This is a genomic window from Brevibacillus sp. FIR094 (genome assembly GCF_050477165.1).
Classification (GTDB): domain Bacteria; phylum Bacillota; class Bacilli; order Brevibacillales; family Brevibacillaceae; genus Brevibacillus.
Map to the genome: position 1 here is coordinate 153,077 of NZ_JBEAES010000011.1, position 23,040 is coordinate 176,116.

24 protein-coding genes are annotated in these 23,040 nt (G+C 50.4%); 19 read left to right on the top strand and 5 right to left on the bottom strand.

The genetic code is table 11. The annotated features are described in order from the left end of the window. The first annotated feature begins 25 nt into the window (after window positions 1-25). From ACQ5DJ_RS12190 to ACQ5DJ_RS12250, 13 genes are read left to right on the top strand one after another with little or no spacing between them, the layout of a single operon-like run. Window positions 26-985: a sirohydrochlorin chelatase gene (locus tag ACQ5DJ_RS12190; RefSeq protein WP_429842711.1), complete on the top strand. Its 960-nt coding sequence runs from the start codon at window positions 26-28 to the stop codon at window positions 983-985. Window positions 986-996: 11 nt separating this feature from the next. After that, entirely contained in the window at window positions 997-1,770 is a 774-nt protein-coding gene (gene cobK / locus ACQ5DJ_RS12195) for a precorrin-6A reductase (RefSeq protein ID WP_429842712.1), read from the top strand. Window positions 1,771-1,772: 2 nt separating this feature from the next. Then, window positions 1,773-2,423 (top strand): precorrin-8X methylmutase, encoded by a 651-nt coding sequence (locus ACQ5DJ_RS12200; RefSeq protein WP_106842033.1) that lies wholly within the window; start codon window positions 1,773-1,775, stop codon window positions 2,421-2,423. A gap of 4 nt (window positions 2,424-2,427) precedes the next feature. After that, window positions 2,428-3,564 carry a cobalt-precorrin-5B (C(1))-methyltransferase gene (locus tag ACQ5DJ_RS12205; protein ID WP_429842751.1) on the top strand — a complete coding sequence of 379 codons (1,137 nt, stop codon included), beginning with the start codon at window positions 2,428-2,430 and terminating at the stop codon, window positions 3,562-3,564. Beyond that, window positions 3,527-4,756 carry a precorrin-6y C5,15-methyltransferase (decarboxylating) subunit CbiE gene (gene cbiE / locus ACQ5DJ_RS12210; RefSeq protein WP_429842713.1) on the top strand — a complete coding sequence of 410 codons (1,230 nt, stop codon included), beginning with the start codon at window positions 3,527-3,529 and terminating at the stop codon, window positions 4,754-4,756. Before ACQ5DJ_RS12205 ends, cbiE begins: the two co-directional genes overlap by 38 nt. Next, the gene (gene cobI, locus ACQ5DJ_RS12215; protein WP_144617285.1) at window positions 4,753-5,463 is read left to right on the top strand and encodes a precorrin-2 C(20)-methyltransferase; all 711 of its coding nucleotides are present in this window, start codon (window positions 4,753-4,755) and stop codon (window positions 5,461-5,463) included. The genes cbiE and cobI overlap by 4 nt, the downstream gene beginning before the upstream one ends. Then, window positions 5,463-6,242, top strand: coding sequence for a precorrin-4 C(11)-methyltransferase (gene cobM / locus ACQ5DJ_RS12220; RefSeq protein ID WP_429842714.1), 780 nt, complete (start codon window positions 5,463-5,465; stop codon window positions 6,240-6,242). Before cobI ends, cobM begins: the two co-directional genes overlap by 1 nt. Next, complete coding sequence (locus tag ACQ5DJ_RS12225; RefSeq protein WP_429842715.1) at window positions 6,242-7,387, top strand: cobalt-precorrin 5A hydrolase; 1,146 nt, start codon at window positions 6,242-6,244, stop codon at window positions 7,385-7,387. The genes cobM and ACQ5DJ_RS12225 overlap by 1 nt, the downstream gene beginning before the upstream one ends. Next, entirely contained in the window at window positions 7,384-8,760 is a 1,377-nt protein-coding gene (locus tag ACQ5DJ_RS12230; RefSeq protein WP_429842716.1) for a cobyrinate a,c-diamide synthase, read from the top strand. Before ACQ5DJ_RS12225 ends, ACQ5DJ_RS12230 begins: the two co-directional genes overlap by 4 nt. Beyond that, complete coding sequence (locus ACQ5DJ_RS12235) at window positions 8,753-10,270, top strand: cobyric acid synthase (protein WP_429842717.1); 1,518 nt, start codon at window positions 8,753-8,755, stop codon at window positions 10,268-10,270. Before ACQ5DJ_RS12230 ends, ACQ5DJ_RS12235 begins: the two co-directional genes overlap by 8 nt. After that, on the top strand, window positions 10,270-11,310 hold the full coding sequence (gene cobT, locus ACQ5DJ_RS12240; RefSeq protein ID WP_106836443.1) for a nicotinate-nucleotide--dimethylbenzimidazole phosphoribosyltransferase: 1,041 nt from the start codon (window positions 10,270-10,272) through the stop codon (window positions 11,308-11,310). The genes ACQ5DJ_RS12235 and cobT overlap by 1 nt, the downstream gene beginning before the upstream one ends. Beyond that, window positions 11,307-12,092 (top strand): uroporphyrinogen-III C-methyltransferase, encoded by a 786-nt coding sequence (gene cobA / locus ACQ5DJ_RS12245; protein WP_429842718.1) that lies wholly within the window; start codon window positions 11,307-11,309, stop codon window positions 12,090-12,092. The genes cobT and cobA overlap by 4 nt, the downstream gene beginning before the upstream one ends. A 23-nt stretch (window positions 12,093-12,115) precedes the next feature. After that, window positions 12,116-12,757 carry a precorrin-2 dehydrogenase/sirohydrochlorin ferrochelatase family protein gene (locus ACQ5DJ_RS12250; RefSeq protein ID WP_429842719.1) on the top strand — a complete coding sequence of 214 codons (642 nt, stop codon included), beginning with the start codon at window positions 12,116-12,118 and terminating at the stop codon, window positions 12,755-12,757. A 41-nt stretch (window positions 12,758-12,798) separates the two neighbouring features. Here ACQ5DJ_RS12250 and ACQ5DJ_RS12255 read toward each other — a convergent pair whose 3' ends face one another. Further along, window positions 12,799-13,578 (bottom strand): GNAT family N-acetyltransferase, encoded by a 780-nt coding sequence (locus tag ACQ5DJ_RS12255; protein ID WP_429842720.1) that lies wholly within the window; start codon window positions 13,576-13,578, stop codon window positions 12,799-12,801. 90 nt (window positions 13,579-13,668) lie between these two features. Here ACQ5DJ_RS12255 and ACQ5DJ_RS12260 point away from each other — a divergent pair, with 90 nt between their 5' ends. Both ACQ5DJ_RS12260 and ACQ5DJ_RS12265 read left to right on the top strand, forming a co-directional pair. Next, window positions 13,669-14,364: a hypothetical protein gene (locus ACQ5DJ_RS12260; protein ID WP_429842721.1), complete on the top strand. Its 696-nt coding sequence runs from the start codon at window positions 13,669-13,671 to the stop codon at window positions 14,362-14,364. Then, a complete protein-coding gene (locus ACQ5DJ_RS12265) occupies window positions 14,348-14,908 on the top strand; it encodes a peroxiredoxin family protein (protein ID WP_429842722.1) in 561 nt (186 codons plus the stop codon). Before ACQ5DJ_RS12260 ends, ACQ5DJ_RS12265 begins: the two co-directional genes overlap by 17 nt. 48 nt (window positions 14,909-14,956) lie before the next feature. Here the strand turns inward: ACQ5DJ_RS12265 and ACQ5DJ_RS12270 are convergent, their stop codons facing one another. Then, the gene (locus ACQ5DJ_RS12270; protein ID WP_429842723.1) at window positions 14,957-16,189 is read right to left on the bottom strand and encodes a cation:proton antiporter; all 1,233 of its coding nucleotides are present in this window, start codon (window positions 16,187-16,189) and stop codon (window positions 14,957-14,959) included. 2 nt (window positions 16,190-16,191) lie between these two features. Beyond that, complete coding sequence (locus ACQ5DJ_RS12275) at window positions 16,192-16,689, bottom strand: cation:proton antiporter regulatory subunit (RefSeq protein ID WP_429842724.1); 498 nt, start codon at window positions 16,687-16,689, stop codon at window positions 16,192-16,194. A 330-nt stretch (window positions 16,690-17,019) separates the two neighbouring features. On the opposite strand from ACQ5DJ_RS12275, the gene ACQ5DJ_RS12280 reads away from it, so the two are divergent. Further along, window positions 17,020-17,274, top strand: coding sequence for a hypothetical protein (locus ACQ5DJ_RS12280; protein ID WP_429842725.1), 255 nt, complete (start codon window positions 17,020-17,022; stop codon window positions 17,272-17,274). Window positions 17,275-17,322: 48 nt separating this feature from the next. On the opposite strand, the gene ACQ5DJ_RS12285 is transcribed toward ACQ5DJ_RS12280, so the two are convergent. Continuing rightward, window positions 17,323-18,615: a dicarboxylate/amino acid:cation symporter gene (locus ACQ5DJ_RS12285; protein WP_429842726.1), complete on the bottom strand. Its 1,293-nt coding sequence runs from the start codon at window positions 18,613-18,615 to the stop codon at window positions 17,323-17,325. Between the two features lie 247 nt (window positions 18,616-18,862). Here ACQ5DJ_RS12285 and ACQ5DJ_RS12290 point away from each other — a divergent pair, with 247 nt between their 5' ends. The 3 genes from ACQ5DJ_RS12290 (at window position 18,863) to ACQ5DJ_RS12300 (ending at window position 21,930) form a co-directional block, all read left to right on the top strand. Continuing rightward, window positions 18,863-19,609 (top strand): stalk domain-containing protein, encoded by a 747-nt coding sequence (locus ACQ5DJ_RS12290; protein WP_429842727.1) that lies wholly within the window; start codon window positions 18,863-18,865, stop codon window positions 19,607-19,609. A gap of 211 nt (window positions 19,610-19,820) precedes the next feature. Further along, a complete protein-coding gene (locus tag ACQ5DJ_RS12295) occupies window positions 19,821-20,510 on the top strand; it encodes a response regulator transcription factor (protein WP_007725990.1) in 690 nt (229 codons plus the stop codon). After that, on the top strand, window positions 20,476-21,930 hold the full coding sequence (locus ACQ5DJ_RS12300; RefSeq protein ID WP_429842728.1) for an ATP-binding protein: 1,455 nt from the start codon (window positions 20,476-20,478) through the stop codon (window positions 21,928-21,930). Before ACQ5DJ_RS12295 ends, ACQ5DJ_RS12300 begins: the two co-directional genes overlap by 35 nt. A gap of 5 nt (window positions 21,931-21,935) precedes the next feature. Here the strand turns inward: ACQ5DJ_RS12300 and ACQ5DJ_RS12305 are convergent, their stop codons facing one another. Next, the gene (locus ACQ5DJ_RS12305) at window positions 21,936-22,985 is read right to left on the bottom strand and encodes a DctP family TRAP transporter solute-binding subunit (RefSeq protein WP_429842729.1); all 1,050 of its coding nucleotides are present in this window, start codon (window positions 22,983-22,985) and stop codon (window positions 21,936-21,938) included. Between the last annotated feature and the right edge of the window lie 55 nt (window positions 22,986-23,040).

Here is a 23,040-nt window from a genome sequence, read left to right on the forward strand (position 1 = left end):
GAATAAAAAACGAGGGGGAAATAAAATGGACGCAGTATTATTTGTAGGACATGGAAGCAAGGACCCGGAAGGCAATGAAGAGATTCGCCAGTTTGTGGCGACACTAACACCGGATTTGGATGTACCGATAATCGAGACATGTTTTCTGGAGTTTGCCCGTCCTGATATGCTGCAAGGCTTGAATACTTGCGTGGCTAGGGGAGCGACCCGTGTAGCGGTCATTCCAATCATTCTGTTCTCTGCCGGACATGCAAAAATTCATATTCCAGCTGCCATCGACGAGGCGAAAGAGCTGCACCCACACGTTCAATTCATCTACGGACGCCCGATCGGCATTCACGACGAAGTCATCAATATTTTGACCGCTCGCATGGAAGATGCAGGCTTTGCCACCGGGGCAGACCATGATGATCTGGCTGTACTCGTAATCGGACGCGGGAGTAGCGATGCAGATGCCAATAGCGATATTTACAAAATGTCCCGCCTGTTCTGGGAGCGCTACAAGGCCAAGTGGGTAGAGACTGCCTTCATGGGCGTAACGTATCCACTGTACGACGAGGGTGTTGAGCGTTGCCTGAAGCTGGGTGCGAAGCGCATCGTTCTCTTGCCGTACTTCTTGTTCACGGGTGTCTTGATCAAACGGATGAGCGACCAGCTGGAGAAGTTCCGCGAGCAATATCCAGAAGCCCAGTTCGAAATGGCCGAGTATTTTGGCTTCCATCCGTTGTTGAAAGAAGTGCTCAAGGATCGTGTGGTGGAAGCGTTGCACGGTGAAGTGAAGCTGAACTGTGATACCTGTCAGTACAGGCTGGCAGCGATGGAGCACATCGACCATCATCATCACCACCATGATGACGAGGATGGACATCATCACCACCATGGTCACCATCATCACCATCATCATCACGACCATGACCACGACCACGATCATGACCACAAGCATGATCACAAGCATGATCACAAGCACGACCACGTTACCAAGTAGGAGGAGACAGCATGATTCTGGTACTGGCTGGAACGAGTGACGCACGCGAGTTGGCTCTACAAATCAAGGACAAGGGCTACGAGCTGTTGACGACGGTAGTCACTGACAATGCTGCGAAAAGTATGGAGGAGGCGGATGTGCCTGTGCAGGTCGGACGCCTGACCGCCGAAGATATTCAGCAGCTGATCCAAGAGAGAGCCGTGCAATGCGTGGTCGACGCGAGTCATCCCTTCGCAGAGGAAGCCTCCAAAAACGCCATGGCAGGAGCACAGGGCGCGGGAGTCCCCTACATTCGCTACGAGCGTGAAAGCCTCTCCTCACCGGGCAGCGAGAAGCTGATTGTAGTAGAAGACTACGTCCAGGCGGCTGAGCTGGCGGCAGAAAAGCGCGGTGTCATCATGCTGACGACAGGAAGCAAGACGCTGAAAACGTTCACGGATCGTCTGCTGGGCCTGCCGGATACTACGGTGGTCGCCCGAATGCTGCCCCGTCTTGACAATATGCAAAAATGCGAAGAGCTCGGTGTCGAGCAAAAAAACATCGTCGCGATGCAAGGTCCTTTTTCCAAGGAGCTGAACAAAGCGCTCTACGATCATTATGGGGTTACGCTGATGATCACCAAGGAGAGCGGCAAGGTAGGCGCTTTTGACGAAAAGGTGGAAGCGGCACTGGAAATGGGCATTGAAACAATCGTCATCGGTCGTCCGAAGATCGATTATGGAACGAAGTTTTCGGATTACGCCAGCGTGCTGGGCGAACTCAAACAAGTGACTGGAGGAAACTAACCATGGATTTCAAAACAGAATTTAAACCGATGACCGTACAACCGCAAGAGATTGAGGAATTGAGCTTTCAAATCATTACAGATGAGCTGGGCGAGCATTCTTTTACGGAAGAACAATATCCGGTAGTACAACGCGTCATCCACGCATCCGCAGACTTTGACCTCGGTCGCAGCCTTGTTTTCCACCCGGACGCAGTAAAATCGGGAATCGAAGCGATCCGCAGCGGCAAAATCGTCGTAGCAGATGTACAGATGGTGCAAGTCGGCATCAGCAAAAACCGCATTGAAAAATTCGGCGGACAAGTGAAGGTGTACATCTCTGACCGCGATGTGATGGAAGAGGCGAAGCGTCTGAATACGACCCGCGCGATCATTTCCATGCGCAAAGCGATCAAGGAAGCAGATGGCGGTATCTTTTGCATCGGAAACGCACCTACAGCACTCCTGGAGCTGATTCGTATGGTGAAGGAAGGCGAAGCAAAGCCAGGGCTCGTCATCGGGATGCCAGTTGGCTTCGTATCAGCGGCAGAATCCAAGGAAGAGCTGGCGAAGCTCGATATCCCATTCATCACGAACATGGGACGTAAAGGCGGAAGCCCAGTAACAGTAGCAGCATTGAATGCCATTTCAATCATGGCGGAACGGTTGGGCTAAGCAGATGGCAGCCAAAGCAGCATCGGACGAAAAAGAGGCAAAGCCCCTCCGCCACGGATATACGACTGGATCATGCGCAACGGCGACGACCAAGGCTGCTTTGATCGCGTTGATTACCCAGGAAGAGCAAAATCAAGCGACGATTCGCCTGCCAATCGGTGAGGATGTCACCTTTCAGATGGAGAGCTGTGAATTTTCATTGGAGAGGGCGACAGCAGGAACGATCAAGGATGGGGGAGACGACCCTGACGCGACACACGGTGCCCTGATCCTCTCTTCCGTAGAATGGTCAGATGAGCCCGGCATTATTTTGGATGGCGGACTCGGTGTGGGACGGGTGACCAAGCCAGGTTTGCCCGTTCCGATTGGCGAGGCAGCGATCAATCCCGTCCCGCGCAAAATGATCAGGGAAACCGCGCAGGCTGTTCTGGATGAGTACGGGACGAAACGCGGGATCAAAATCGTCATCTCCGTGCCTGCGGGCGAGGAAATCGCAAAAAAAACATTGAATGGACGACTCGGCATACTCGGCGGCATCTCCATTTTGGGGACGCGCGGAATCGTGGTGCCGTTTTCCACTTCTGCCTACAAGGCGAGTGTGGCGCAAGCGGTCAATGTCGCCAAGGAAGCCGGCTGCGATCATATTGTGCTGTCGACGGGTGGAAAGAGTGAATCTTACGGGGTCGCTACTTATCCAGAGCTGTCGGAAGAAGCATTCGTGGAAATGGGCGATTTCGTCGGCTTTTCCCTCAAACAGTGTAAGAACAAAAAGATGCGCAAAGTGACCTTGGTCGGGATGATGGGCAAGTTTTCCAAGGTAGCGCAGGGCGTCATGATGGTTCATTCCAAAAGCGCACCCGTCGACTTCGGCTTCCTCGCTCATATGGCAGCAGATGCGGAAGCTTCGCAGGAGCGTATTGACGAAATTTTGGGGGCGAACACCGCTTCGCAGGTAGGCGATATGATGGTGGACACGCCCGCCTTTTTCGAGATCATGTGCGAAAACTGCTGTCGCGCTGCACTAAAGGAAGTGGGCGGCGGCATCGAGGTTGAGACCATCATCATCACAATGAAAGGGTCCCTGTTGGGAAGGGTGACGATCAATGACACAGGCGATGAAAGTAATTGGAATCGGGGATGATGGACAGCAGAGCCTGCTGCCGTTGTACCGGACTTGGATAGAAGAAAGTGAACTGTTGGTTGGAGGAGAGCGACACCTCAGCTTTTTCCCGGAGTATAAAGGGGAGAAGCGTGTGCTGAAGGGCGGTCTGACTGCCATGGTGGAGGAGCTAAGCACGGAGACGCGCAAGACAGTCATTCTGGCGTCAGGTGACCCGCTCTTTTACGGGATCGGCAGCTTACTTGCAAAAAAGCTGAACGTGGAGATTTACCCGCACCTAAGCTCCATCCAGCTCGCTTTTGCCAAAATGGGAGAAGCATGGCAGGATGCGACACTTGCTAGTGTGCACGGACGCAGTATCAAAGGTTTGGCACAGCGTATCGACGGGAAGGAAAAGGTCGCACTGCTGACGGATCGGGAAAACTCGCCAGCAGCGATCGCCAAGTACCTCCTTTCGTTCCATATGACCGAGTACGATGCGTTTGTGGCGGAGAATCTCGGCAGTGCCGAAGAGCGGACAGGCTGGTATTCCCTTGAGGAAATGGCGGACGGTGCCTTCTCTGATCTGAATGTCGTGATTTTGAAAAAACGCCGTCCAAGCCCAGTATGGCCGTTCGGAATCGCAGACGAGGAGTTCTCCCAACGCAAGCCGGACAAGGGACTCATTACGAAAAAAGAAGTGCGCATTTTAAGCATTGCGCAGCTGCAATTGCATGCCAAAAGCATCGTCTGGGACATCGGCACCTGCACAGGCTCTGTCGCCATTGAAGCGGCACGAATGGCGCGTGAGGGTGAAGTGTACGGCGTAGAGAAGAACGCGGACGATCTGGAAAACTGCCGCCAGAACATGGCGAAGTTTCGCACGGATTTGACAGTAGTTAATGCACGCGCCCCACATGGCCTCGATCAATTCCCAGACCCGGACGCTGTATTCATCGGCGGTAGCGGTGGAGAATTGCGCGAGCTGTTGAATATCTGCTGCACACGTCTGCGTCCAAATGGCCGGATCGTGGTAAACGCAGCGACGATTGAGACACTGTACGAAGCGACACAGGCATTTGCGCAGGAGGGCTTCGAGACATCGGTCACACTGGCGCAGCTATCACGCAGCAAGCCGATTTTGAATCTGACGCGCTTTGAAGCGTTGAATCCGATCTACATCATTACAGCCTGGGCCAAGCAGGCAGAAGAACAAGGGGGAGACAACAAGTGAGCAAGATCGGAACATTGTACGGATTAGGAGTAGGTCCCGGCGACCCTGAATTGATTACGGTGAAGTCATTCCGTCTGTTGCAGCAATCGCCAGTGATTGCGTACCCGAAAAAACGGATGGGCAGCAAAAGCTACGCGCATCAAATCGCAGAGCTGTATGTGCAGTCCCCAGACAAGGAAATGCTCGGACTCGTATTCCCGATGACGCGGGACAAAGAAATTTTGGAGCGCGAGTGGAACAACACGGTAGAGATCGTTTGGGAGCGTCTGTCTGAAGGCAAGGATGTTGCTTTTGTAACGGAAGGCGACCCGATGTTTTATAGCACGTTTATCCACATGATGCGCGTCATGCATGAGGAGCACCCGGAAGTGCCAATCGTGACCGTACCAGGCGTCTCATCGTTTCTGGGAGCAGCTTCTCGCTTCAATCTGCCACTGGCGGATGGTGACGAGCAGATCGGCATCATCCCGGCAACAGAAGACAAGGAAGCCATGCGCAAAGCGCTTGAGAACCACGATACCGTCGTGTTCCTGAAGGTAGCAAAAGTACTGCCAATGATCATTGGCTTGCTGAAAGAAATGGGGCTGGCTGAAAAGGCAGCGGTAGCGACCAAGGTCACTTCCTCCGAGGAAATGGTTTGGACCGATATGCGTGAACTGGAGCGGGCAGAGCTTAGCTATCTTACACTGATGGTGGTGAAAAAGTAATGAAACTGTACATTGTGGGTGCGGGTCCCGGCGACCCTGATTTGATTACGCTAAAAGGCTTGAAGCTGCTGCAAAAGGCAGACGTTATTATGTATACCGATTCTCTCGTAAACGAGGAATTGGTTGCACTCGGCAATCCCAATGCGGAAGTAATGCAAAGCTCGGGTATGGCATTGGAAGAAATGGTAGAGCAATTGGTAGACCGGATTAGCAGTGGAAAAACAGTCGTACGCCTGCATACGGGCGATCCATCGATTTATGGCGCGATCATGGAGCAGATTGCCCTGTTAAAGGAAAAAGGAATCGAGGTAGAAATCGTACCGGGTGTGAGCTCAGTATTTGCGGCAGCGGCAGCAGTAGGAGCCGAGCTGACGATTCCTGATCTGACACAGACGATCATCCTCACACGCGCAGAAGGCCGCACGCCTGTACCGGAAAGAGAAAAGCTGCGTGCACTCGCTGAGCATCATTGCACACTGGCTCTATACCTTAGCGCGACTTTGACGAAAAAAGTAGTCCGCGAGCTGGTGGAAGCTGGCTGGAGCGAGGACACACCTGTCGCAGTCGTACAACGTGCGAGTTGGCCGGATCAATTGATCGTCCGCACGACGTTGAAAAACTTGGACGAAGACATGGGTAAAAACGGCATTCGCAAACACGCAATGATTTTGGCTGGCTGGGCATTGGACCCGAACATCCACGACAAGAGCGAGCAGTACCGTTCCAAGCTGTACGACAAAACCTTTACGCACGGGTTCAGAAAAGGTGTGAAGGAATAATGAAGATCATCGAACTGATCGAGGGAGAAATCCCTGTTATCGAACAGCGCGGAGACTATGCCATTGTTGCGATCACAAAGCACGGGGTGGAAATGGCGCGTGATTTGGCGCAAAAATTTCCTGGAACAGACCTGTACTACATGAGCAAATTCGAGCGTGGAGATGAGGAAGCGCGCGGCATCCAGCTGTTTTCGAACAGTGTGCGGATGCTGTTTCCTGCTCTCTGGCCTGCTTATAAAGGTTTAATCATCATCATTTCACTGGGTGCGGTTATTCGGATGATCGCACCTTTGCTCGAAGATAAAAAGAAAGACCCAGGTGTCGTCGTCGTCGATGACCGTGGGGAGAATGTCATTAGTGTGCTGTCCGGTCATTTGGGCGGTGCCAATGAGCTGGCTCGCGAGGTAGCGGCAGTCATGGGTGCTCGTCCGATTATCACGACAGCGTCTGACGTACAAAAGACGATTCCGGTGGATCTATTCGGTAGACGTTTTGGCTGGGAGTGGGATTCCGCTGAAAAGCTGACCCCTGTTAGTGCTTCTGTCGTAAATGAAGAGCGCGTAGCTGTCATCAATGAATCTGGTGAACGCGACTGGTGGATGCATGACACACCGATGCCACCGTCCATCAAAGAATACGCGACAATCGCTGAGGCAAAAGCCGATCAACCGCAAGCTGCTCTAGTAGTTTCTCATCGCTTGCTCACATCGGAGGAACAATCGATTTTGGACAACGGCGTCCTTTATCGTCCGAAGGTAATCGTGCTCGGGATGGGCTGCAACCGTGGAACTTCCGCAGAGGAGATCGAAGCAGTCATCAAAGAAACGCTGGATGAACTGCAATTTTCGATCAAAAGTGTAAAAGCATTGGCTACCATCGAGCTGAAAAAGGATGAAGCGGGTCTGATCGCTGTTTGCGAAAAATACGGCTGGCCATTCATCTGGTATTCGCCTGAAGAGTTGAATCAGGTAGAAATCAGCGATCCGTCTGATACCGTCTTCAAATTCACTGGAGCGTACGGAGTAAGCGAGCCCGCCGCAAAGCTGTATGCTGGCGCAGACGGACTCGTTTTGACTAAGAAGAAGTCGGGCAACACCACCATTTCGGTCGGATTGATGCCCTATCATGAGGAGGAGCGCGCATGACGGATAGTCGCCGTATTGTGATTGCCGGAACAGGCAGCGGAGCGGGTAAGACAACCGTTACCATCGGACTGATGGCTGCTCTGAAAAGAAAAGGGCATACCGTACAGGGCTTCAAGTGCGGACCTGACTACATCGATCCCACGTATCATACGGCTGTAACGGGGAGAGCTTCGCGCAATCTGGACAGCTTTATGCTGGAGCACGAGATCGTGAAGGAGATTTTTGTCCGTGGCAGCGAGGGTGCAGACATCTCGATTATCGAAGGTGTCATGGGTATGTATGATGGCAAGGAAGCGACCAGTGATAAAGGCAGCACGGCCGAAATCAGCATCCTGACTGGCTCTCCGGTTCTGTTGGTGGTCAATTGTCAGAGCATGGCGCGCAGTGCGGCTGCGATTGTCAAAGGCTTTCAACTGCTCAATCCACAGGCGAGAATCGTCGGTGTCATCGCGAACAAGGTCGGAAGTGAAGGGCATCACAAAATCGTCAAGGCAGCGATCGAGCAGGAGTGCGGAATTCCGGTCGTTGGTTACCTGAAACGGGAAAACGAGCTGGAAATACCGGAACGTCATCTCGGATTGGTGCCATCTGTCGAGCGTGGAGAGCTGACTCCGCTGTTTGAAAAGCTGGCTGATCTGATCGCGGAGACAGTCGATTTGGAGCAAATTTGGGACTTGGCAAAGGCAGAGCCACTGCAAGCAGAACCTACGCTGTTTGCTCCGCGAAAAGCATCTGCCGATGTCACCATTGCTGTAGCGAAGGACCCTGCTTTTCATTTTTACTATCCGGAAAATTTGGAGCTGCTCGAAGCATATGGCGCGAAGCTCGCGTTCTTTTCTCCGCTGGCCGGAGAGGGAGTGCCTGAAGACGCGGATGGCTTGTACATCGGAGGAGGCTTCCCAGAGGAATTTGCGGCCGAGCTATCGCAAAATGAAGCGGTGAAACAATCGATCCGATCCGCGATCACAAAAGGCTTGCCTACCTTGGCTGAGTGCGGCGGCTACATGTTTTTGACAGAGGCAATCGTGACGACCGAGGGTGACAGCTATCCAATGGTGGGGCTCATCCCAGGCAAGGTGACCATGCAGAAAAAGCTCGCGGCGCTTGGCTATCGGGAAGTGCGCGGCAAGGAAGGCAATTTCTTGCTCGGCACCGAGGAACAGGCAAAAGGGCATGAATTCCATTACTCTACGTATGCTTCGGAACAAGAGCTGCCAGCAGCATATGAGACCAAAGGACTTCGCGGTACGAAGCCGGAGGGCTATGTCCAAGATAATCTGGTCGCAGGCTATACTCACCTGCATTTCGGCTCCAATCCCGAACTGGTTGAGCGTTGGTTGAACCGTTGCGCGGAGGTGGCCGCTCGTGCCTAAAACCCTCCCGTTGATGGTACAAGGTACTAGCTCGGATGCAGGAAAAAGTGCGATTGCTACAGCGCTGTGCCGGATTTTTGCCCAAGATGGCTACAAGACAGCTCCGTTCAAATCGCAAAATATGGCGTTGAATTCCTACGTGACGCTGGATGGAAAAGAAATCGGCCGGGCACAGGGCGTTCAGGCAGAGGCAGCGGGAATTCTGGCGACGACTGACATGAACCCCATTTTGATCAAGCCGACGCGGGATTCCGAATCGCAAATTGTCGTCAACGGCGAGCCATATGGCAACATGAAAGCTTTTGCCTATCGGACGGAATTTTATCACGAGGGTTTGCGGATCATTGAGGAAGCGTATCAACGACTCGCCAACTCCTATGAGCGGGTCGTCATTGAAGGGGCTGGCAGTCCGGCAGAGGTTAATCTGAATGACCGCGAGCTTGTCAATATGAGAGTCGCTCGTCTCACGAACGCGCCTGTCATTTTGGTGGCAGACATCGAGCGTGGGGGTGTGTTTGCTAGCTTGGTCGGTACCCTCCAGCTGCTCGAACCCGAAGATCGGGACCGCGTGATCGGAGTCATCATCAATCGTTTTCGCGGTGATTTGACACTTTTGCAGCCGGGGCTGGACTGGTTCGAAGAATATACGGGCAAGCCTGTCCTTGGTGTCGTGCCATTTATTCCAGACTTGTGGATCGATGCGGAGGATTCGCTGATTTTGCACCGTTATCAAGGTCAGCGTGAGACACCGCGAGAGATTGACATTGCCGTTTTGCGCTACCCGCGAATTTCCAACTTCACTGACGTGGACCCGTTTTTTGTAGAGCCGGATTGCCGGATGCGTTTTGTGACACGTTTGGAAGAGCTGGGTGAACCAGACCTGATTGTCTTGCCTGGCAGCAAGAATACACTTGAGGATTTGCAATTTCTGCGAGAGACAGGTCTTGCCGCGGCGGTCAAAGACCTTCATCATAAAGGGAAGACGTATATCGTCGGTTTGTGCGGAGGCTATCAAATGCTGGGAGATTCTATTCACGATCCTGCTGGGGTCGAGTCTCCGTTGCAGCAGCTTGATGGGCTAGGTCTCATCCCGATGATCACGACGATGGAGCAGAAGAAAACGACAGTTTTGTCCAGTGGTGAAGCAGTATTTGCGAAGGAAAAACTGACGGTGGAAGGCTACGAGATTCACATGGGGCAATCTGCTTATTCTAGCAATGAGTTTCCTTTTATCCAGATGGAGGGGCGAACGGAGGGCTATTGTCAGGAGGAGCGGCAGTTGATCGGTACGTATTTTCATGGCCTGTTCCACAATGACCACTTCCGCACTCTGTTGCTGAATACCATCCGTGAGAAAAAAGGTCTCCCACCCATCACGGATCGCCCATCCTTTGTCGCTCTGAGAGAGCAGGGGTACGATCTGTTGGCGGATACCGTTCGTCGCCATGTGAAGTTGGATACGATCGAAGAGTACATGAAGGCTTTTCAAGAAAAAGAGGTGCAAGTATAATGTCAGTCATTTATCCGGCGATTGAGCCACGAAATCAGGAAGCAAGTGAGCAAACGAGACAGCATGTGGATCAGTTGACCAAGCCGCTTGGCAGCCTTGGTCGCTTGGAGCAATTGGCTATTGAGCTGGCTGGGATGACAGGTGAGACGATGCCTGTTGTGACACCGCCGGGCGTGCTTGTTTTTGCGGCCGATCACGGTGTGGCACGGGAAGGTGTCTCTGCCTATCCGCAGGAAGTGACAGCGCAAATGGTGCTGAATATGGTTCATGGCGGAGCTGGAGTCAACGTCTTCGCTAGACAAATCGGAGCCATCCAAAAAATCGTAGATGTCGGTGTAGCGGTCGAGGTCGAAGCACCGGGTGTTTACAACAAGCGAATCAGAGCAGGCTCGGGCAATATGCTGAAAGAAGCAGCGATGACCGCAGACGAAGCGCAGCGCTCCATCGCAGTTGGCCTTGAAATGGCAGAAGCGATTATCGGGGAAGGCGCCAAAGTCCTGATCGTCGGTGAAGTGGGGATTGGCAACACGACAGCTAGCAGTGCGATTCTGTCAGCCTTAACAGGAGCTGATCCTGAGCAAATCGTCGGACGAGGAACAGGGCTGGATGACGCAGGCTGGCAGCGTAAAAAGGCAGTTGTTCGTGACGTGCTTGCGCTGCATCGCCCGGATGCAACCAATCCGTTGGACGTTTTGGCAAAAGTCGGCGGACTGGAAATCGGAGCAATGGCAGGAGCGATCATGGGAGCAGCTTCTCGCCGTGTCCCTGTGCTGCTGGACGGCTTTATCGCTACAGTAGCGGCTTTGCTTGCTGTTCGCATGGAGCCACTCGTTGCTGATTACTTGATCGCGGGTCACCGTTCTGAGGAGCCGGGGCATGATTTTGTCCTGCAAGCATTAGGCAAGGAGCCATTGCTCAGTCTGAATTTGCGACTGGGAGAAGGAAGCGGCGCAACATTGGCGTTTCCAATCGTGGAAGCAGCGACACGGATGGTTCGTGAGATGGCGACATTTGCATCAGCAGGAGTAAGTGACCGATGAGCGGCGCGGGCAAAGTCTATCTCGTAGGAGCTGGCCCTGGCGATCCAAAGCTGATTACGGTAAAAGGAATGGAATGCCTGCAAAAGGCAGAGGTGGTTGTGTATGATCGTCTGGCAAATCCAGCCCTGCTGGAGTACGTGCCACAGACGGCAGAACGCATCTACTGCGGCAAGCTGCCAGATCATCACACGATGAGACAGGAATCAATTAACGAGCTGTTAGCGGAAAAAGCGTTGGAAGGAAAAGTTGTCGTTCGCTTAAAAGGTGGCGATCCTTGCGTGTTTGGTCGTGCGGGAGAAGAAGCGCAGCTTTTGGCTGAGCGAGGAATTGCCTTTGAAATCGTCCCGGGAGTAACAGCTGGAATTGCAGCCTCGGCGTACGCGGGTATTCCGGTGACACACCGCGATCACGGCTCGTCATTTGCTGTCGTGACGGGACATTTGCGCGAAGACAAGCCGGAGCTGGCTGTAGAAAAATGGCGTGCTCTCGCGAATGGCATCGACACTGTTGCCTTTTACATGGGGGTAGCCAATCTGCCGTTGATCCGCACCCAGTTAATCAGGCACGGACGCGATCCGCATACGCCAGTAGCCGTCATCTCTTGGGGAACACTCCCGCAGCAAGCGGTGGTAACAGGTACCTTGGCTGATATTGAGGAACGTTTGGCGGAAAACAGTCACATCACGAATCCAGCTATCATTTTGGTCGGTGATGTCGTGAAGATGCGTGAGAAAATCAACTGGTTTGAAGCTACGCTTGGAATGGAGCAAGTGCAACAATAGGAAGCCGAGGGGAGGGAACGCTCGTGACGCACTATGCCATGATGGTCAATCTACAAAACAAGCGTTGCTTGGTGGTCGGTGGCGGGCAGGTAGCTGAGCGGAAAATCGGCAGTCTGCTTGCTGCTGGTGCGGATGTCACCGTTGTGAGTCCCTCCTGTACGGCAACCATCCTTGAATGGGCACACGCTAAAAAGCTGATGGTAGCACTGCGCCCCTTTACCCCACAGGACGTAGAGGAGGCAGTGCTCATTATCGCGGCGACGAGTGATCCCGCCGTCAATCTGGCTGTATACGAAGCGTGCCGTCCGCAGCAGTGGATCAATATCGTTGATCGCCCCGACCTCTGTTCGTTTACTGTTCCATCCGTCGTTGCACGTGGAGACTTGCAGATTGCTATCTCTACGGGTGGGAACAACCCGGGTCTGGCGAAGAAAATGCGCCGCCAGCTCGAAGAGTGGGTGGGACCTGAATACGAGGACTACACGCTTTTTCTCGGCAGCATGAGAAGACAAGTACTCTCGCTGGTGGTAAGCGAAGCGGACAGACGGGCAATCTTGGCAGAGCTTTTGGACGACCGATTTTTACAATGGACCAAAAGCGGCGAAACCGACCGAAGGGATCGAGAGGCCGAGGCGCTGCTTAACAAAAGACTAGATCAACGCTGAAAATAGGATGGCTCTCACTTAGCTACTTAGTGGGAGCTTTTTTAGTTCTTTAGCCAGATCATTTCCAAATGCCTTTGGACCTCTTGAAAGCCGAGCTTGCTGTACATTTCCTGTGGCGTATCATCTGCATAGGTCGTCAAGTACATATGGGTGGCGCCGAGTTTTTTGGCGTCCTGCATCATGACCCGAATAATTTCCGTGCCGAATCCTCTACGCTGCCAGGCATCCAGTATAAAAAATTCCTCCATACGAACGAGCTCCTTGTAAAGATGCCATTCACATGCACCGACCAGCTCTTGATCGACAAAGCATACATACGGTATGATCTCGCCGTTTTCATAAATCTCTCTTTTCCGGTTCGCTTTTCGGACAGCAAAATCAGGATTGATCATGACGGAATCACTAGCAGTAAGACAGCGAATGCCTGCTTCCTTCACTTCGAGTGAATCCCCACGTAAAACGGAGCATTGTGGATTCGGCGCTAGTTTATCGGCAACCTCCAGCGGTGCAAGCATGTACAGCATCGTATTTACTTCAAACCCAAGTTGGGTGGCAAAAGACACGAACTCTTCTGAAAAAGGTAGCGACGGGTGCAGCTCCAGCTTCAAGTGACCGAGTTGCTGTTCTTTGGCATGATGTAGCTCTTGCTCAATGTAAGCTCGTAACCAGTCTTGCGTGGGAACCGATATAATTTCTGTATAATTATGGCTATACATGTCCGGGACCGATTCATCGCGGTATACGCGCACTTGTGGATGCTCCGTTCGTGTAGAAAAAGCAAGGGCATAGCGCTCCTGCAAAGTAAAAATATTTGTGAGCATTCCTTTATTCCCCATTTCCTGATATGGTGATAATTGTTTGGATACTTGTCTTCTCTAGAGTAAGACATTTTCCTGAAGGAGGAAACGAAAATGTCCGATGCTTTTCAAATGGGTCCCTTTTTATTGAAAATGAGCATGCTGGCGGTCATTGTTTCGCTTTCGCTCGGCTTTGTGGCCATTTCCGCTCAGCTTACACATAACCGAAAAATGAAATCAGCTGTTATTGAGCTGTTGAGTAATGCATTGCTGCTGGCGTTTCTCGTTTGGAAGTTCAGCTACGTCCTGTTTTATTTTTCAAAAGCGGTGGAAAATCCCTCGTCCATTCTCTATTTTTCAGGGGGAGAAAACGGAGCCATGCTGGCAGTCGTGGCAGTTGTCGTGTACCTCACCAAGACGGTACGCAAAAAAGCGATTCCTGTTCATTTCGTTGCCTTGGGAATGGCGACAGGCTTTCTCACTGCAACTGGTGTTTACCAGCTACTCACGGTCGTGTTAGAACAGAGCAGCATGTGGTATCACGTACAACAAGTCGCGATATGCGCCTTCTTTCTTTGGTGGCTGCATCGGGCAAAGGAAGGACTCATTCAACTTGCGGCTTGGCTTGCACCCGTGATGTGGTTTGCCATTAGCCAAGTCTATGTGCACTTCTTTGTTCCGAATCGAGAAGCTATGTTTGCAGGACTTTCCGGCGATCAGCTCATGTACTATGCATTCGCTCTCTTGCTGCTCTTTTTGTCCAGACGAGTGAAGCAGATAGGGGGAACGACCCATGAAGAAATATCATAATGCATGGGCGATCGTCGTACTCTTGGGGCTTTTGGGATGGGGCATTTTTGATGCGGAATTCTTGAATAGGCAGGAGCCCATTGCTTCATCTGGCGAGCAAGGCAACGGGCAGATTGGCATTGAAAAAGGAAATACCGCTCCGGATTTTGAACTGCAGCAGGTAGGCGGCGGTACGGTCAAGCTATCCGATTTACGGGGGAAAAAAGTCATTCTTAATCTGTGGGCGACGTGGTGTCCTCCTTGTCGTGCAGAAATGCCGGACATGCAGCGTTACTATGAAGAGAACAAGGAAAAAGGCGTCGTTATTCTCGGGGTTAATCTGACGGATACGGAGACGAGCCCGGAAGCGGTGGCGGATTTTGTGAAGTTATATGGCATTACCTTCCCGATCTTGCTCGATCCCGATAAAGAAGTGGCGAATGTGTACAAAGCCATTTCGATTCCGACCAGCTACATCATTGATTCGAACGGAGTGGTCCAGAATAAATACATCGGCCCGATGAGTGAAGAAATCATGGAGAACATGTTATCTGCGATCAAATAGAAAAACCGACAGCAGGCATATCTGCTGTCGGTAGTGATGTCTCTCCTATTATCCAGTGTCTGCTTTGTTTTCTGGTTCTTTGACTGGTGCCTTTCTATCCAGACGAAACACAGCATTGAGCAACTTGTAAATATGCTTGGATTCCTTGGTCAACAATGGACCCAAAATGGCGAGAATCAAAACGTAAAGAGCTGCAAAAGGCTGCAATATTTCCATGAGTGCGCCCGCTTTTCCGAGATTAGCCATGATGATGGAGAACTCACCGCGAGATACGATGGTCAGTCCAATATTGGTAGAAGCCTTGGGAGACAGTCCGGCGCTTCGGCCAGCCAAAAGTCCGGCCACGACGTTACCGAAGAGGGTAATGGCGACTGCAGCGATGGACAACCATACGGCTCCACCCAGCTCCAATGGATCAATCGTCAAGCCGAAGCTGAAGAAGAACATGGCTCCGAAGAAGTCACGAAACGGCAGGATGAGGTGCTCGATGCGCTTCATGTGTTGTGTTTCTGCCAAGACGAGACCTACGAGCAATGCTCCGATGGCTTCGGCAACATGGATCGTTTCGGAAAAACCCGCAATCAGAAACAGAGCGGCAAACACCGTAATCATAAACACTTCGTTTGATTTGATGTTCAATGCCCGATTCAGGAAAGGTACGAGCTTGCGGCCTACGATAATGAGGAGAAGCATGTAGCCGAGTGCGATCAATGCGGATGAGAGTACGCCAGCAAGAGAGGTTGCACCGCTTAACACCAAGCCGGACACGATCGAAATATAGACGGCCAAGAATATGTCTTCGAACATGATGATCCCTAAGATCATCTCTGTTTCGCGATTTGCTGTACGTTTGAGATCCACCAGTACTTTTGCCACAATGGCGCTGGAGGAAATAGTAGTAATACCGGCGATAATCAAAACTTCTTTGAGTGGAAATCCAGCGACCCAACCAAATATGAGGCCGAGGGTAAAGTTGATGACGATGTAGATGGTACCGCCTACGGCAATGGAACGACCAGCCTTGATCAGGCGACCTACTGAAAATTCCAGTCCGAGGTAAAACAACAGGAAGAGTACGCCAAGTCTGCCCATAAACTCGATGAGCGGGGCGCTTTCAATAAAGCGGAGATCAAATAATCCGAGGTCGGGAGCGTGTGGACCCACGATCATCCCGACGAGAATGTAGAAAGGTACGATGGAGAATTTTAACTTCATAGAGAGGAACCCCGCAATTGCTATGAGTGCGAGGGCAAGACCGACTTCAAAAACGATGTGCTCCAATATCACTCACCTCCGTTGCTGAGAATAGTCTTGAGCGCCTTCACCTGCTTCCGTTCACCTGCAACGACCAACGTAGATCCTGTACAAAGGACATACTCGGGGCCGGGATTAATCGTTTGTTTATGGTCTTTTTCGATAACAGCGATGATGGTAGCGCCTGTTTCTTGACGAATGTTGAGTGCCCCAATCGTCTTGCCAATGGCAGGAGCGTTCGATTCAATCTTGTACCATTCGATCATGAGTTTGTCTAACGCAACCTCGACTGTTTCCAGTGCAGATGGTTTGTACGTCAAGCCGCCTACGATGGCAGCAATTTGTCTCGCCTCATCATCGTCAAGGGTAACCATGGAGATTGTTTCGTCCATATCATCACGGTCAAAGTGATACATTTCCCGGCGGCCGTCATCATGAATGACGATAACCAGCTTTTCGCCACTTCTGGTTTCGACCTGGTACTTCCTACCGATTCCTGGTAAATCGGATTCTCTAATAGAGAACATGATAAGATCCTCCTTTGCACAAAACACTGTATTGGCATAGATAGCTGCTCTTTTTTTCCTAGTGAGCAACAAGTCGTCAATAATTATTTGGAATTATATCCAATCCGGTGATATTTTAGTAATAATCCCCCCCTGTTATGCGGATTATTGTCGACATTCATACCTACATCCACTATTATACACGAAATGACGTCATTTTTCTTCAAAATGAAACATTTTTATTAAAAACTGACACACTTATAAACGGACAGGAATATTAACTTTCCTCTAAAACGCAGTCGCTCCTCCATGAGTGGGCTTCGATAGAGGTTATTTTAAGGATGATGAAACATGGCCAACAAACAGTATCGATTAACAGAAGCAGAATGGGCATTTATCCAAGACATGCGTTCCATGGATCTGGATGAGCTATTGGACATCGTGATCGCATTGCGCAATGAGGTAAGGGAGCTGGAGAAAAAGGCGGAGCTGATCAGGGAGCGCGAAAAAGAGGGCTGGCAGGAGGAGTATCAGGCAGCACAGAAGCGAATTAATCACCTGCGCCAATTTGAGCAGGAGCTTCGTAAGACATGGCCAAATGACTAAAGCAAAAAGAGGTTCTCTCCCAATAGGAGAACCTCTTTTTTATATGGACTAGGCCGTGATCGGTTTTGCTTCTGAATCGTTGTCCGACTCGATGGCGGTTTCGTCTGTTTGCTGGACGCGTCCCGGATGGAACTCATTTTCATGCTTGGCTATGACCACGGTAGCTACGCCATTTCCGATCAGATTCGTGATGGCACGAGCTTCTGACATGAATCGATCAACGCCGAGCAAGAGGGCAATGCCTTCGACCGGAATGATAGGAAAGGCTGCCAAGGTAGCGGCAAGTGTAATGAAACCAGAACCTGTGACACCGGCAGCCCCTTTTGACGTAATCATCAGGATTCCTAAAAGGGTGACTTGTTCCCAGAAGCTGAGCTCGATGCCATATGCCTGGGCGATAAAAATGGCAGCCATAGATAAATAGATCGAGGTACCATCCAGGTTAAACGAGTAGCCCGTCGGCACGACCAGACCGACAACGGATTTGGAGCAGCCATACTTTTCCAGACGATCCATCATTCTCGGAAGAGCCGACTCTGAGGATGAGGTGCCAAGCACGAGCAGGATTTCCTCCCGAATGTATTTGATAAACGAGAAGATGTTGAATTTGTAGTAGCGGGCGATTCCGCCCAGTATGAGAATAATGAACAAAAACATCGTGATGTAGACAGCTGTCATCAAAAGGCCCAGTCTGGTCAGCGAACCGATGCCGAATTTGCCAATCGTGTACGCCATTGCGCCAAATGCAGCTAGCGGAGAAACCTTCATGATCATGTTGACGACACCAAAAAATCCGTGTGCCAGCTTATCAAACAGCTTGATGACAGGCTGGGATGCTTGCCCCATGGCAGCGAGTGAGAGACCAAACAGGACAGCGAAGAACAGAATGGGCAACAGCTCGCCATTTGCCATAGCCCCGACGACATTTTCCGGGATGATCGCCGTAATAAAATCAATAAAACCGTTGTTACTCTGAGCAGCAGCCTCGGTGTACTTGGAGACATCCCCACTGGTCAGGCCCGTTTTGTCAAAGCCTACACCAGGCTTGATCAGGTTGACAACCAACAGTCCGATCGCCAATGCGATTGTGGTAACGATTTCAAAATAGAGCAGCGCTTTTCCGCCGATCTTTCCGACCTTTTTCATGTCTCCCATACTGGCGATTCCGTTCACTACGGTAAAGAAGACAATTGGTGGAATGACCATTTTGATCAGTTTGACAAAAATATCGGCCAGCACCTTCAGCTCTGCGCCAAATTTGGGTGCAAAATGACCAACTAGGATACCGAGTATGATGGCAATAACGACCTGTACGGTCAGATTTTTAAAGTTGATCCGCATAGAATCCATTCCTCCTTCAAGTGTTGAAAGCGCTTTATCCCTCTCCTTCGCATTGTATAAATTGTGTGAAAAATTGAAAATGATACGGTCATATTGGTTGTTTTGGTCCTTTTGGTCATAGAAATCCCCTCAAATTGGAAAGGAAAAAATCAATTGTTGACATACTCTCGACACGAACGATAGGTAAAGTAGGAGATGTACATAGTGACACGAAGAAATAGACAACCGGGAGAATGGAGGATTTTCTATGTTCAAGAAGCAATACCTGGCGATTGCCTCAGCGTTGATTCTGACTACCACGCTTATTCCGACGAGCTCTCAAGCAGCGACTGGAACGAAGAATCTGCAAGCTAAGTACAACAACATTAAAGTTATCTATAACGGTGCAACTGTTCCAACGACAATCGAACCATTCATCGTAAACGGAACCACGTACATTCCACTTCGCATGATGGCTGGCGTATTCAACAAGGATGTAGCATGGGATGGCACGAAGTACACCGTTACGGTAAAAGACCTGCCTAACTCCCAGCACGCAAACGAGTTGGCTGCACGTGATGCTCAAATCAGAAGCCTGCAAAACACCATCGATAGCCTGAACAAAGAGATCTCTGATTTGAAAAACAACAAGAAAAACAATAATAACAATAAAGATGATGATATTCAGGATGCCTTGGATGATCTGGAAGATGATCTGAATTCTGATTACGATGACTACAAAGACCTCAAATGGAATATCTCCCTGAAGGGCGATGAGGATGATATCGACGTAGAAATCGAGATCAATCTGGATAAATACCAAGATGAATTCGATGATCTGGATGACGATGGCGATGTAGAGGCTCTCGTTGAAGATATCATCAAAGATATCTGGAAGGATAAAGATTTCGAAGATGCCGATATTACGGGCGAAATCATCGACAGCGACTCTGACGATACGATCTATGAGTTCGAAGGCGATGCTAGCGACGAAGACATCAACTTTGACGTGTAAAATGATATAAAGTGGGGACATTTCTCACAAAAAAAGCCTTGCTCCTTTTCACAGGATGCAAGGCTTTTTTCCTATTTTCCAAAAACATCAAAGCCAAATTTTAATACGAGGATGTAAACTGATAGAATAGCAGTACGTAGACTATTAGAGAGGCCATGCGAGAATTCTCGAATAGGAATGATCATATGTCTGTAAATCAGGTAGGGAAGTTATGAAAAGCATTTTGTTGGTAGAAGATGAACTGGTGATATCGCGCGTGCTGAAGGCTTACTTGCAAAAGGCAGGGTATGAGGTCTGGCAAGCGAACGATGGAATCGAGGCCATGGAGCTTTTTGATGAGAAAAAGCCGGATCTGGTTCTGTTGGATGTCATGCTCCCTGAACGCAACGGATGGGAGATCCTCCAGTACATTCGCGAAAAGAGCTCCTGTCCGGTCATTATCATGACAGCGCTCGGTCAAACAGACCAAAAGCTCAAAGGACTCAATCAAGGGGCCGATGACTACATAACGAAGCCTTTTGTCGCGGATGAAGTAGTTGCACGAGTCAATGCGGTGTTGCGCCGCTCCGTTATTTTGGTGAAAGATCAGGAAACCCGACTATTTGGAAGCTTAAAAATAAACTTTCAGTCCCACCACGTGACGTTGCACGGTCTCGAACTGACGTTTCACCCGCGCGATTTGTCCTTGCTGCTTTTTCTGGCACAAAATCCGAATCAGACCTTTACCCGTGAGCAATTGATCGAACAAGTATGGGGAATGGACTATGGTGGCAGTGACCGTGCTGTAGACCTGGCGATCAAGCGGGTCAGAAAGACACTGGAGAATTGGCCAGTTCAGGAAGGCGAGATCAAGACGCAAAGAGGGGTTGGGTATCAATTCTGTGTTTATAAAAAACAATGAGCCCGTATCGCTGCTGCGCTATTGGACCACACGCTATCTGCTCACCCTCGTGATCGGACTGCTCATCATTGGAGCTGTTTCTGCCTATTGGATCAAGTATGCTGCGATTGAAAAGCAGATCGAGGTCACGCGATTGTTTGCAGAGGAAGTGGCTGATCGAGTTGTTGATGATGTTGGAAATATTTTGGTGGGGGAAAAACTTCATCAGGTATTGGACAATCGGCGCAAGTTTATGGGCGTTGATCGCAATCTGATTTTGTTCATTGAGGATGTAAAAGGGGAGGTCGTTTACAGTCGGCCAACCAAGCTCCCGCCGCCCTTGCAGCAGGCAGCTCCTCAGTTGTTGGAGCAGGCGGATACGCGGGATAAAGTGAGGCATCCGTCAGGTGAGACCCTGTATGTAATCAGAAAAAATTTGGAATACAATGATCGAATAATAGGCAAAGTGATCTTGCTTTTCCCAGAAACAGATATCAAGGTAGGTAAAGAAGAAATCCAATATTTGGTCATCATGCTCGGAAGTTTGGGTGTGCTTGGCTGGGCGGTTATTTATTTTCATGCGCGGAAGCTGTCTGAACCGATTCAAAATGTGGTGATGTCCGCACGACAGATCGTAGAGGGAAATTACGACGTCTTGATCAATAAAACGATCAAGGAAAAGGAAATTCACGAGTTGGTGCATACATTTGCGGAGATGGCCGACCGTCTGCGGCAGTTAGAAAGCATGCGAACAGAGCTTTTGGCTGGGGTGACACACGAGCTGAAAACCCCCGTTACGTCGATTAGCGGATTAATCCAGGCAATTAACGACGAGGTGGTTTCCGGTGAGGAGCAGAAGGAGTTTTTGGAAATCTGCCTGAAGGAAACAAAGCGCCTGCAAAAAATGGTAGAGGATTTGCTAGACTTCAATTCATTTGCCGTAGGAGCGATCACCGTTTGTCAGGAAGAGCAAAACGTGAACAAGCTGATCCGCGAGATCGCCTCACAATGGCAGATTGTCCATGACCTCGGTCACGTCACGTTTACCGTTTGGGTTCTGGAAAACCAGACGATGATCTATGTCGATCCGGGCCGTGTGCAGCAAATCTTGATTAATCTTTTGAACAACGCGAAACAGGCTGTCGGTGAGAAGGGGAGCATAGCGCTCACTCTCTACGAAACGGACACCGATTTACGCATCGACGTCAAAGACGATGGGCCAGGAATACCTGCAAAGGAACAGCCTCTTGTGTTCGAGCGTTTCTTTCGGGGAAGCAATAAAAAAGACAAAGTACGTGGACTCGGTTTGGGACTGTCCTATTCTCGCATGATGGCGAAGGCTCTAGGCGGAGATCTCCTCCTCGCAAAAAGCACGTCAGAGGGATCGGTTTTTACGTTGATTTTGCCCATGCGCAAGGAGCAGAGTGAGGAGATTGCTTGAGAGCTTCACCGGCGTTGGTGGAGCTCTCTGATTTTCTGCATCAAGGGTTCTCCGATACTCGGAGCGAATTGATCGTAGACAGGCTGCAACGCTGTGATCCAGGCCGCACGCTCTTCTGCTGTCTGTAAGTGGATGTGCATTCTCCCATTTTCTTGGAGCAAGCGCAGCTGTTTATCATTCATCGAAACAGCCAATTGATTATTGTAAGCTGTCGCTTCCTGCATCGCTTCCGATATGGCCTGCTGAATATCGGGGGGAAGATTGTTCCAAAACGTCTTATTAATGATGACAGCGTAGCCCAAATAGCTGTGATTGCTGATCGTCATATGCTTTTGTACTTGGTAGAGCCGTTTGGTGTACACATTGGAGATTGTATTTTCTTCGCCGTCTACTTTTCCGGCAGCCAGCATGCTGTATAATTCATTGAAGGAAGAGCCTACAGGGATTGCCTGGAGCGTGCGAAACTGAGCGTCGATCACGTTGCCGGGAATGATGCGCAAACGTTGACCGACAAAATCGGAAGGCATGACCAACGGACGATTGGCAGTCACTTGTTTAAAGCCACTTCCCCAGAAGGCGAGCCCTTTCATGTCGGAATCTTCAAGCTTGTCGAATAGTATTTGGCCGATTTCCCCATTGAATACCGTTTCGACATCCTCTTGCGATCGAAACAGATAAGGCAGATCAAGGACAGCCCACTCGGGAATGCTGTTAGAGAGATAGGAGAATGCAGGTGCGATCATCTGGATCTCGCCGTTTTGCAAGGCAGTCATCTCGGTTTTCTCGGTGTGGAGGATACTGTTGGGAAAGACCTGTACTTCTACACGTCCGTTTGTCTTTTCCTTCACCAACTGTGAAAAACGTTCGATGCTGAGCCCCTTTGGCGTATTTTCCGCGATCACGTGGCTGAACTTGATAATAATTTGATTGGACAGCCCGACCTGTTCTTCGTCGTATCCTCTGTTTTCCATCAGGAAATCTGATCGGAAGCCTATAATGACAGCGCTCACAAGTCCGAGCAGGACAATGAATGTACTGGTTACTAACGATTTCATTTTCATACACCTGCTTACGTTTAATGAATTTGAGTAAAAACCCAATGGAAAGGAA

What these genes read in the sequence shown, in the direction of transcription:
- ACQ5DJ_RS12285 (WP_429842726.1), bottom strand. Translation starts at nt 18,615, where the DNA reads ATGCGGATCAACTTTAAAAATCTGACCGTACAGGTCGTTATTGCCATC.
- ACQ5DJ_RS12305 (WP_429842729.1), bottom strand. Translation starts at nt 22,985, where the DNA reads ATGAAATCGTTAGTAACCAGTACATTCATTGTCCTGCTCGGACTTGTG.
- ACQ5DJ_RS12200 (WP_106842033.1), top strand. Translation starts at nt 1,773, where the DNA reads ATGGATTTCAAAACAGAATTTAAACCGATGACCGTACAACCGCAAGAG.
- ACQ5DJ_RS12205 (WP_429842751.1), top strand. Translation starts at nt 2,428, where the DNA reads ATGGCAGCCAAAGCAGCATCGGACGAAAAAGAGGCAAAGCCCCTCCGC.
- cobK (WP_429842712.1), top strand. Translation starts at nt 997, where the DNA reads ATGATTCTGGTACTGGCTGGAACGAGTGACGCACGCGAGTTGGCTCTA.
- ACQ5DJ_RS12190 (WP_429842711.1), top strand. Translation starts at nt 26, where the DNA reads ATGGACGCAGTATTATTTGTAGGACATGGAAGCAAGGACCCGGAAGGC.
- ACQ5DJ_RS12290 (WP_429842727.1), top strand. Translation starts at nt 18,863, where the DNA reads ATGTTCAAGAAGCAATACCTGGCGATTGCCTCAGCGTTGATTCTGACT.
- ACQ5DJ_RS12260 (WP_429842721.1), top strand. Translation starts at nt 13,669, where the DNA reads ATGTCCGATGCTTTTCAAATGGGTCCCTTTTTATTGAAAATGAGCATG.
- ACQ5DJ_RS12255 (WP_429842720.1), bottom strand. Translation starts at nt 13,578, where the DNA reads ATGCTCACAAATATTTTTACTTTGCAGGAGCGCTATGCCCTTGCTTTT.
- ACQ5DJ_RS12225 (WP_429842715.1), top strand. Translation starts at nt 6,242, where the DNA reads ATGAAGATCATCGAACTGATCGAGGGAGAAATCCCTGTTATCGAACAG.
- ACQ5DJ_RS12275 (WP_429842724.1), bottom strand. Translation starts at nt 16,689, where the DNA reads ATGTTCTCTATTAGAGAATCCGATTTACCAGGAATCGGTAGGAAGTAC.
- ACQ5DJ_RS12265 (WP_429842722.1), top strand. Translation starts at nt 14,348, where the DNA reads ATGAAGAAATATCATAATGCATGGGCGATCGTCGTACTCTTGGGGCTT.
- ACQ5DJ_RS12230 (WP_429842716.1), top strand. Translation starts at nt 7,384, where the DNA reads ATGACGGATAGTCGCCGTATTGTGATTGCCGGAACAGGCAGCGGAGCG.
- cobT (WP_106836443.1), top strand. Translation starts at nt 10,270, where the DNA reads ATGTCAGTCATTTATCCGGCGATTGAGCCACGAAATCAGGAAGCAAGT.
- cobM (WP_429842714.1), top strand. Translation starts at nt 5,463, where the DNA reads ATGAAACTGTACATTGTGGGTGCGGGTCCCGGCGACCCTGATTTGATT.
- ACQ5DJ_RS12280 (WP_429842725.1), top strand. Translation starts at nt 17,020, where the DNA reads ATGGCCAACAAACAGTATCGATTAACAGAAGCAGAATGGGCATTTATC.
- ACQ5DJ_RS12295 (WP_007725990.1), top strand. Translation starts at nt 19,821, where the DNA reads ATGAAAAGCATTTTGTTGGTAGAAGATGAACTGGTGATATCGCGCGTG.
- cobA (WP_429842718.1), top strand. Translation starts at nt 11,307, where the DNA reads ATGAGCGGCGCGGGCAAAGTCTATCTCGTAGGAGCTGGCCCTGGCGAT.
- cbiE (WP_429842713.1), top strand. Translation starts at nt 3,527, where the DNA reads ATGACACAGGCGATGAAAGTAATTGGAATCGGGGATGATGGACAGCAG.